The following is a 5,310-nucleotide window of genomic DNA, read 5'->3' on the forward strand; positions in this document are numbered from 1 at the left end:
GTGGGAAAATCCTACACTGGTGATTGACCAGATACCACGACTACAGCCCTAAAAGGCTTAGTCGCTGGAGACTTCATGAAACCAAGAGTACTCTAGAGACTCGCGATCGCTGAATTTGTCGATTCTTTACCAGCACTTACTCTAGTTAGCGTCAAAAGTATTAGAAGCAAACAAATTAATTTAACTTTTTACAGCAGCTAACCTGGCTATGGTGCGATCATTTTCTGCGGGAGTACCGATAGTAATGCGTAAACCTCCCCCCGTATGACGAACTAAAGTTCCTGCTGTTTTAAGCTTTTGGGTAATATTGGCTAATTCCTGCTCCTGTTGGGCAGTATCTTTTAGGCGTATATACAGAAAATTAGCCTGACTTGGGTAGACTTTAAAACTGCCGTCTGCTTGCAATATCTCATAGACTCTTTCTCTTTCAGCAATAGTTTGCTCGACTAGGGGTAATAGTAGCTCGCGTTGCTTAAGAGCTACCTTGGCTGCTACTTGAGAAAAGCTAGGCAGATTATAAGGTAAACGAACTTTTTCTAAAACGCTGATTAAATCGGGATTGGCGATCGCATATCCCACACGATGAGCTGCTAAACGAAAGGCTTTGGAAAAGGTACGTAATACAATCCAGTTATTACGCGAAGCTAATTCACTCACCACCGATGTCTGGCTAAACTCGAAATAGGCTTCATCGATCACTACTAAAATGTTCTCAGGCAAGTTTCTCAACCATGCTAGCTCCTGATTACTTAGGCTATTCCCTGTTGGTGAGTTGGGATGTACCATGAATACTACTCGTATAGGCGGATTGTTAGTGTCGGCGATCGCTAATTGAGCCAGATTTAAATCTAAACTAAAATCTTCTTGTCTGGCAATCGTAACTACGGGAATTCCTAAAGTTCTTGCCAGGATGCCATACATTGAAAAAGTTGGGGTAAATACTAAGATCGAACCTTCTCCCCCCAGACAGGTGGCAATGAGCAAGGAGCGAATCAGCTCATCTGAGCCATTTCCTACCGAAATATAAGCGTTAGTTAACTCGCTAAGATTAGCCGACTCATTGATATATTCGGCAATTAAACTTTTTAATTCATCATGACTACCATCTGGATAGCGGTTAGCTTCGATCTCCTTTTGGTATTCTTCTGCCAGTTTAGATTTAATTTCTACGGGCAAATCTAAGGGGCTTTCGTTGGTATCTAAGCGATCAATAATTGTTGAGCTTTCACCTCCAGGATGGGGCGTATAGGCTGCAAGCTGGGCTAGATCGGAACGGATAAAAGAAAGGCGATCGTGACGCAAAGCCATATCCGAAGTGAGGAATCCTTTGAGGCTCATGTTATTGATCCAGTAAGAGAGACATAAATTATAAAATATATCGTCTCAGTTGCTAACTCTAGCCAATTAAGCAATTAAGTTTATATTCAGTTGATTTAAACCTAATTATCTAGTACTCGGTGGGCAATTTTTTGTCTTTGAGACGATAGCTGACGATCAAAATTATCTTTAAATAACATTTGCTTGTGAAATTTAATTAATAATTCTTTAGCCTCCTCAAAGGATAAATCTTTAACTTTGAGCGCAAATACCTGGTGCATAAATTGTTGCTCCAGAGATAATTGGTTTGACTCAAGATTCATAGCTCAAGCTCCTGGTGTGTGAAGTAAGTGCGTAACAAAAATGTAGCCATGGTAAAGTTTTTGGCTGATTAGGAGTAGTTAGTTGAGTGTGGGAAAAAATCTAACTTCCTGGAAATCATAGCAGATTAATAGTGCTAGACAACAGTATTTAAGAAAGTATTTACGAAATGCCCCGTCTGTCACTAAATCAAAAATTTGCATCCCTGACTTCAATCCCTATCCAAAGAGAGACGACCAAATTATAAGTTGAAGATTAATATTTTGTCAGCCTGTCTAAATTATTTTTACTAGAGTCATTAAAAAAATTATTTTGTCCATTTTTTTCAGGGCAACAGCTCCAATGTCAACCAGATTGGAGTCAGTACAAATAAACTATCTAATCAAAGGAAAAAACCGTGTTTGACAATCAAATACTGCTATTGGCGCAGACAAATATACAAACTGAACCAAATCTTGAAGCGGTGGAAAATGCTTCTTTTGTGTTCAATGGACCTCAGTTTTTTGCTGCTTTGTTAGCTGGGGTAGTTTTGGCATTCGCTTTTCAATTGCTTTTTACTAATTTAGGTGTTGCCATCGGTATTTCTATGGCTGGAGGTAGTTCTGATGCCTCTTCTCCTTCTCATTCTTCATCCAGTCACAGTTCACCAGGATTTGGCAGCACGATTAAAAAAATTGGTCTGCTAGTAGGATTAGGCACTCTAATCAGCGTAACCTTAGCCTTATTTATTGGCAGTCTGCTGGCGGTGAAGCTGGGGTTATTTGCTACGCCCCTCTCTGGTGCAATTGTTGGTCTAGTCATTTGGGCAGCTTTCTTTGCTTTGATGATGTTGCTAAGTTCTCAAGCAATTGGTTCGCTTCTTGGTTCAATTGCCAATACTGCCACTTCTGGCATCCAAATGATCTTTGGGACGGCTACGGCGGCATTGGGTGCTGGTGCAGCCAGCAAACAAGTTGTCAATACGGCTGAAGCTGCTGCTAGTGCAGTTAGAAAAGAATTGGGCATGGCGATCGATCCTGTGTCGATGCGCGAAAACATTGAAGATTTATTACAGTCAATCAAACCTTCAGGTTTAGATGTTGACAGGATTGCTCAGGATTTTGAACAGTTGCTCGATGATGAAAATTTACAGGAAGTTGTCGATAGTGATAGTGTCCGCAACATTGATCGCCAAACCTTTATTCAATTAATAAGCGATCGCTCTGATATTTCCAAACGGGATGCAGAAAGGATCGCAGGTAAGCTTGAGTCAGTTTGGCGTAAAAGAACCAAAAAGCATAGTTCTTCAGGTAATCCAATTAGCGATTTTGCTAGCTATCTCAAGTCAGCTACTAAAGAACAGCTAGTCGGGAAGGACTTTGATAGTAGGTTAAATTCTTTACTCAATGCTGTGGGTCAAAAAAATGGTTCCGCAGAAAATAGCCCGACGCAACAAGCAGCGACTTCCTTTGGTGCTAGCAGTCTAGCTAATATAATTATGAGGCGGATCGATCTCTCTGACTTTGATGTTGACAAGATTATCAGTCAATTAAAGACTGCGGGTCAGAAGTTAGGAGAGGAAACCGATAAAGTCGCTACTCAAGTAGGTATTAAAGACGCTCCCAATAGCACAATCAAGAAAGACATTCAAAACTATCTAATTAATGCCTATCCTTGGCAACTTCAGCCCAAAAACCTGGAGTATGAATTTCGCGATTTAATCTACGATGTCGATGCCGATCCTGAATCTGTCGCTGCTGAACTAAGACAAATCAATCGCGCCGATTTTACGAACACACTCAAGGAAAAAGGGCTACTTTCCCAGTCGCAAATCCGCAACACCGTCAATATTCTCGATACAATTCGTTTAGAAGTCATTGCTACGGCCGAAGCAGCCCAGGCAAGAGCAAAGAGTATTGAATTGATGGCGGAGGTCGAGGATTATCTAACCACTGTGCCAAAAAGCGATTTGACTCCTGAAAAAATTCAGCTTGAATTTAAGCCTATTCTTGAAGATTTTAATGCCACTGCTGAACAGTTGAGTACTCGCCTGGCAGCTTTAGATCGCCCGACCTTATTAAGAATGCTGGAGTTACGTAGTGATCTAGATGCCATCGAGGCATCGGCGATCGCTGGAGAACTAGAAATAGCGCGAGATCAAGTTTTAGAAGCAAACTTGCAAAATATCAACCAGGCTCAAACAGTAGCCGAAAGACAATGGCTACAGGTTCAAAGCTATTTAAGAGATACAGGCAAAGGCGAACTCAACCCCGAGGGAATTAAACAGGAATTAAAATTACTGCTAGACGACCCCCAGGCTGGTAGTTCAGCATTAAGAGCAAGATTGGCTCGTTTTGATCGCGATACTTTGGTTCAATTGCTTTCTCAACGTCAAGATCTAAGCGCAGAACAGGTAGAAGATACTATTGATACCATTGAAAGTGCTTGGATGCAGGTGGTTAACCTCCCTCAAAAGTTAGCCTCAAAAGCGCAGTCGCAATATAACCAAGCAACATCGGCGATCGCTGATTATCTACGTCAGACTGGGAAACCAGAGCTTAACCCCAGAGGTATCGAACAGGATTTAACTTTATTATTGAATAATCCTAAATTGGGTTCAAGAGCCGTCCGTCAGCGTTTAGCAGCAATGGATCGCGACACTCTGGTGCAGTTACTAGCGCAGCGTCAAGATTTAAACGAAGCTGATGCCAATCAAATTATTAATGATGTGCAGTCTACCCTCAAAAATATAGCTAAAGCGCCTCGCCGTGCAGCTATTCGTACCCAAGAAAAAGTTCAAGACTTCCAAAATGCGATCGCCGATTATCTTCGTTCTACCGATAAGGCGGAATTAAGTCCTGCGGGAATAAAACGAGATGTTGAGTTACTGCTCAATGATCCTCGTGCTGGGGCAGAAAGTCTCAAAACTAGATTAGCCAGCTTCGATCGCTCTACCTTAGTAGCTTTGTTGAGTCAACGGGAAGATATCTCCGAAAGTGATGTTAACCAGGTGGTAGATCAAATCTTGTCAGTTAGAGATAGTGTTATGTCTCAACTCCAGATGGTACAGGATAAAATCCAGTCGGTAATTGATCGCATCTTGGCAAAAATCAAGGATTATCTCAATAGCTTAGATCGTCCTGAACTAGCCTATGAAGGTATTAAACGGGATGTCAATGTCTTATTTAACGATCCCCAAGCTGGTTTTATTGCCCTCAAAGATCGCTTTGCTCATGTAGATCGCGATACGCTGATTGCTATCATGAGTTCTCGTGACGACATTTCTAAGGCTGATGCCGAGCGGATTGTTACCCAGATTGAACGAACTCGCGATCGCGCCCTACAGCGTGCTGAACGAATTCAAACCGAAGCAGCAATGCGTTTAGAAAGTGCCAAGCAACAGGCTGCCGAACAGGTAGAAGAAACCCGTAAAGCTGCTGCAACCGCGTCTTGGTGGTTATTCTTGACTGCTTTGATTAGTGGGATCGCCTCTGCTGGTGCTGGGGCAATAGGAGTTACTCTCTAAGCAAGTCAAAACCTGAGGATTCAAACCTTAACAAAAAAATACTGATGATCTGTGGCTGGGTTAGTTAAACTGCTGTTAGTGATTATTTTATTTATAAATTAATGTCGGGCTGAAAACTCATGCGTCTTGTACCTTGAGATGAAAGCCCGACCAGGAAACAAACATCC

Annotated in this window: 3 protein-coding genes; 1 reads left to right on the top strand and 2 read right to left on the bottom strand. The window is 41.9% G+C overall.

The features are described 5' to 3' along the window. Positions 1-180: 180 nt before the first annotated feature. On the bottom strand, positions 181-1,338 hold the full coding sequence (locus C7B62_RS24295; RefSeq protein ID WP_233220137.1) for a histidinol-phosphate transaminase: 1,158 nt from the start codon (positions 1,336-1,338) through the stop codon (positions 181-183). A 101-nt stretch (positions 1,339-1,439) separates the two neighbouring features. Beyond that, complete coding sequence (locus C7B62_RS24300) at positions 1,440-1,640, bottom strand: phycobilisome degradation protein nblA (RefSeq protein ID WP_106243807.1); 201 nt, start codon at positions 1,638-1,640, stop codon at positions 1,440-1,442. A 395-nt stretch (positions 1,641-2,035) separates the two neighbouring features. Between C7B62_RS24300 and C7B62_RS24305 the strand changes: the two genes are divergently transcribed. After that, the gene (locus tag C7B62_RS24305; protein WP_233220138.1) at positions 2,036-5,143 is read left to right on the top strand and encodes an MFS transporter; all 3,108 of its coding nucleotides are present in this window, start codon (positions 2,036-2,038) and stop codon (positions 5,141-5,143) included. The last annotated feature ends 167 nt before the right edge of the window (positions 5,144-5,310 follow it).

Source organism: Pleurocapsa sp. CCALA 161 (assembly GCF_003003995.1).
Lineage (GTDB): Bacteria > Cyanobacteriota > Cyanobacteriia > Cyanobacteriales > Xenococcaceae > Waterburya.